Annotated in this window: 2 protein-coding genes and 1 tRNA gene; 2 read left to right on the top strand and 1 reads right to left on the bottom strand. The window is 71.7% G+C overall.

Translation table 11 applies throughout. The features are described 5' to 3' along the window. Positions 1-482: 482 nt before the first annotated feature. A tRNA-Arg gene (locus BFF77_RS24215) sits at positions 483-555 on the bottom strand. Positions 556-872: 317 nt separating this feature from the next. Here BFF77_RS24215 and BFF77_RS24210 point away from each other — a divergent pair. Both BFF77_RS24210 and BFF77_RS24205 read left to right on the top strand, forming a co-directional pair. Further along, positions 873-2,462, top strand: coding sequence for a dynamin family protein (locus BFF77_RS24210; RefSeq protein ID WP_066953380.1), 1,590 nt, complete (start codon positions 873-875; stop codon positions 2,460-2,462). 116 nt (positions 2,463-2,578) lie between these two features. After that, positions 2,579-4,576: a YfjP family GTPase gene (locus BFF77_RS24205; RefSeq protein ID WP_107422235.1), complete on the top strand. Its 1,998-nt coding sequence runs from the start codon at positions 2,579-2,581 to the stop codon at positions 4,574-4,576. Positions 4,577-4,802 lie beyond the last annotated feature (226 nt).

The following is a 4,802-nucleotide window of genomic DNA, read 5'->3' as shown; positions in this document are numbered from 1 at the left end:
CCCGACCGGTCGGGTACCGGCGGAACCAGCCGGGCGACGGACGCCGGCCATCCGCTGCGCGGTAACTCGGTCTCCCGGGGCAGACGTTGCCCGGTGCGCCGGACGGCGTGGTGACCGTGACCGCCTCACGGACGGCGGAGGTGACGAAAGTCATGACGGCGAGTTTGATCCGGGAATCGTCCCTCATCGACCGGAATGCCGATATGTCGCGTACCGGATCTTAGGAGATCGCGCCGAAAGTTCGGCCTCGGCAAGCACTCGGGCGGTCTTCGGGGGATGTGGGGAAGCCCTGGGCAAAAGCACTTGGCCTGAGATGGCCGGAACCGGATCCATGGGACGACCGCCTCCGCCGCGGTGTCCACCGGCGTCGCTCCGGCGTTGACGCCGTCCCTACGCCGTGCCCGCTACGATGCCCCTGACCTGCGCAAAAGCTTCTCTGCGAAGGCCCTCCCAGGAGGAGGGCCGTGCACCGCGCGTAGAAGCGCCCCCGGCAGGACTCGAACCTGCGGCCAAGTGCTTAGAAGGCACCTGCTCTATCCACTGAGCTACGGGGGCCGGGTGGTGGCCTCGGTGACCTGGAGCCCGGGGTTGGGTGGTTCCGTGACCTCGCCGGGACAAGGATAGGGCTCCGATCACCTTGACCCGGTTGCTTCACGTGCGTGGCACGTTGTGGAGGTTCAGTGAAGCGAACCGATAATCGCAGGCAGGTGCGATTCCCGCATCGCTTTTGGCCTCCCGCGCCCCGGGTGTTGTGCACTCGTTATGCCTGCGCCCCACTCGTCCCATCTGTCCTTAATGCTTGATCGGCGCGCAGAGATGTCTATACGCTTCAAAAAGGCTCCAAAGTTGGGCATTCTTCGCATGTGGTGACCTTGGATGTACGGCCCGAGCTGATCGACGCACTTTCCGCACTGCGCGACTGTGTCGCTGCCGTGCGTCTTCCCCTTCCCCTCCCCGGTGCGCCACGGGCCCGGCAGACCCGGGCCGAGCTGCTCGCCCAGCTCGACGACTATCTGCTGCCGAGGCTCCGCGACCCCGAAGCGCCTCTGCTCGCGGTCGTCGGCGGGTCCACCGGTGCCGGAAAGTCCACACTCGTCAACTCCCTTGTGGGACGGCGGGTCAGCGAGGCGGGGGTGTTGCGGCCCACCACACGTACCCCCGTGCTCGTGTGCCATCCCGATGACCACCACTGGTTCGCCGGAATGCGGGTGCTGCCGCATCTCACCCGGGTGTGGCTGCCGCAGCAGGAGGACGACGGAGGAGCGGGCACGGAGGCCCTGGAGAAGAACGCGCTGCGTATCGAGACCGCCTCCTCCCTGCCCCGGGGGCTCGCGCTGCTCGACGCTCCCGACATCGACTCGCTCGTGGTGGACAACCGGTTGCTGGCCGCGGAGTTGATCTGTGCCGCCGATGTCTGGGTCATGGTCACCACCGCCTCCCGGTACGCGGACGCCGTGCCCTGGCATCTGCTGCGTACCGCCAAGGAGTACGACGCCTCGCTGGTCACCGTCCTCGATCGGGTGCCGCACCAGATGATCAACGAAGTGGCGCGGCAGTACGGGGCGCTGATGAAGCGGGCAGGGCTCGGTGACGTACCCCGGTTCACCATCCCCGAGCTGCCCGAGTCGGCCGGCGGCGGGCGCGGGCTGCTGCCCACCACCGCCGTCGCGCCGCTGCTCAGCTGGCTCGCGCACCGGGTGCAGGATCCGGCGGCGCGCCAGCAGGCACTGGAGCGTACGGCGGCCGGAATGATCAACTCGCTGAACGTGCGGATGCCGGAGCTGGCCGGCGCGGTGGCCGCCCAGTACGCCGCCTCCGTGCGGCTCACCGGCGCCGTGGAGGAGGCCTACGCGGCCGAGGGCGAGCGGGTGCGCAGACAGCTCCAGCGCGGCGCCGTGCTCGCCGGGGACGCGCGTACGCGCTGGCGCGGCTATCCCCGGGACAGTTCGGCGCGCGAGCTGCTCGACTCGCTGGCGGAGAGCCTGGGCGCGCTGCTGCAGTGCGCCGTCGCCGCCGCCGAGGAGCGTGTCACGGAGGCATGGCAGCGCGAACCGGCCGCCGGGGCCCTGCCCGTACCGAGCGCCGACCGCGAGGGAGCGGAACGGGTCGGGATCGCCGTACGCCGCTGGCGCCGCGTGATGGAGGAACTGGCCGAGGAGGAGGTGCGGCGCCTCGACCGCACCGCCGCGCCCGATCCCGAGACCGTCGCGGCCCTGCTCGCGGCGGCCCTGCTGGGCGGCCGTCGCTCGCGCGCGGCGGGGGAGCGGCTCGCGGAGCGGATCGGGGCGCGTGGCGCGCTGCGGCTGCGCGACCGCGGCGGCGCGCTGGTGACGACGTATATCGACCGCGTACTGCACGGGGAGCGCGACCGGCGGCTGGCACCTCTCGACGCCCTTGAGGTGACGCCGGAGCCGCAGGCCGAGCTGATCGCCGCGCTGTCCGTACTCCAGAAGGAGAGATGACCGAAGTGGCCGATGTGACCGCTGTTACGGATAAGACGGATAACGCAGATAACGCGGATAACGTGAATAGTGCAAATAATGCAAATAATGTGAATGGTGCGGACAATGTGAAGAGCATGGGCGAGGCCGACGGCGCCGGCGAATCGGGGGACGGCGAATCCCGGGGCGGTCCCGGGGACGAAAACGCGGGCAGTGGCACCGAGGGCCGTGGCGCGGAGGGCCGTGGCGCGGAGGGCGAGGGGGGCGCGAGGCCGGCGGACGAGTCCGGCACCGCCGGGGCGGGCGTCGCCAAGGGATCCTCCGGCGGCTGGGACGACGGGTTCATCGCCCGCCGCGCCGCCGAGAAGGGCGACCTCGACGCCGACCTGGACGGATTGGAGGACGTGGGCGACCTCAGCGGCGTCCACTCCGGACGCGGCGCGCAGAGCGCGCGCGACGCCGTGCACGGCGTACGCGCCGTCCACGGCCTGACGGGTGCCCCGGACGACGGCGGGAACACCGCCGTCGAGAGCGAGGAGCACACGCCCGGCAGTACGTACGGCGGCTCCCTGCGCAGACGTCTGGACGCGCTCGGCGAGCTGGTGGGGCTCTCCAGAGCCCGCCTGGACGGCGCGCTCCTCGCCGAGGCCGGGCATGTCCTGGAGGAGGCATCCGCCCGCCAGCGGCTCTCCTCGTACCACACGGTCGTCGCCATCGCGGGAGCGACGGGCAGCGGCAAGTCGACGCTGTTCAACGCCCTGGCCGGGGTGCCGATCTCGGAGACCGGCCTGCGCAGGCCCACCACCTCGGCACCCATCGCCTGCATGTGGTCCGACGGCGCGGCGGGGCTGCTCGACCGGCTTGAGATTCCCGGGCGGCTGCGGCGCAGGCCGCTCGCGGGCGGCGACGGCGACGAGGAACTGCACGGGCTCGTCCTCGTGGACCTTCCCGACCACGACTCGGCCCTGGTGTACCACCGGGAGCAGGTGGACCGGGTGCTCGCGCTCGTGGACGCGGTGATCTGGGTCGTCGATCCGGAGAAGTACGCGGACGCCGCCCTGCACGAGCGCTATCTGCGTCCGCTGGCCGGCCACGCCGAGATCACCTTCGTCGTGCTCAACCAGATCGACCGGCTTCCCGGCGAGTCCGCCGACCTGGTGCTGGACGATCTGCGCCGGCTGCTGGACGAGGACGGTATGGCCCTCGGCGAGCACGGTGAGCCCGGCGCCACCGTGCTCGCGCTCTCCGCCCTCGGTGGGGAGGGCGTCGGGGAGCTGCGGGAACTGCTCGGACGGTTCGTACAGGAACGGAGCGCGGCGGCGCGGCGGCTCTCGGCCGATGTGGACGCGGCGGCCCGGCGGCTGCGTCCCGCGTATGTCGCCGAAGGGCGGCCCGGACTCGGTGAGCGTTCGCGCGAGCAGTTCGCGGACCGGCTGGCCTGGGCGGTCGGCGCGGTGGCGGCGGGCGAGGCGGCGGAGCGCGAATGGCTCAGAAACGCCGGGCGCGCGTGCGGGACGCCGTGGCTGAGGCTGTGGCGCTGGTACGAGAGCCGGCGGATGCCCGGGTACGCGCGGCCCCGGCCGGCGGTGGTCGTGGAGGAGGAGCTGACGGCACGTCAGCGGGTCGAACAGGCCGTGCGCACGGTCGCGGAGGAGGCGTCGGCGGGGCTGCCCGCGCCGTGGGCGAACTCCGTGCGCGAGGCGGCGGCCCGGGGCTCCCGAGGTCTCTCGGAGGCGCTGGACGAGATGGCGGCGAAGGCGGGAACACCCCTCGGCAGACCGCCGCGCCCTGCCTGGTGGCCGGCCGCCGTGCTGGTGCAGGCGACCATGACGCTGCTTCAGATCTTCGGCGCGCTCTGGCTGGTGGGACAGATCATCGGCGTACTGGAACCCGGGCTGATCCCGCCCGTGCTGGTGATGCTGGCCGGGATCATCGGCGGCCCGCTCGTGGAGTGGGCCTGTGCCGCGGCGGCACGAGGTCCGGCGCGGCGGTACGGGCAGGACGCCGAGCGCAAGCTGCGCGAGGCGGCGGCGGGATGCGGCCGGGCGCGGGTGCTCGATCCGATCGCGGCCGAGCTGATGCGCTACCAGGAGGTGCGGGACCAGTACGTGGCGGTGTCCCGGGCGGGGCGCTGAGTGCGGCGGGTGCGGTTGAGGGCACGGCGGTTCGGCGAGGGGGGGGGGGCGGGGAGGGGTGAGGGCGCGGGTGACGAGGTTTTCCACAACTGATCGGTAATCCACAGGCGTCGGCACATTCCTTCCGTCCGGTCCAGCATGGAATCGGTCAATGCAACCGGACGGGAGGGCCGTTATGAACGACACAGTGGTCACGGTGGTGGGGAATGTCGCTACCGGTGTGGAA

Source organism: Streptomyces lushanensis, from assembly GCF_001700515.1.
Classification (GTDB): Bacteria; Actinomycetota; Actinomycetes; order Streptomycetales; family Streptomycetaceae; genus Streptomyces; species Streptomyces lushanensis.
This window is presented reverse-complemented; position numbering and strand designations above follow the sequence as displayed.

Bases quoted from the DNA above. Each gene is read 5' to 3' on its own strand.
- BFF77_RS24205 (WP_107422235.1), top strand. From the start codon at position 2,579: ATGGGCGAGGCCGACGGCGCCGGCGAATCGGGGGACGGCGAATCCCGG.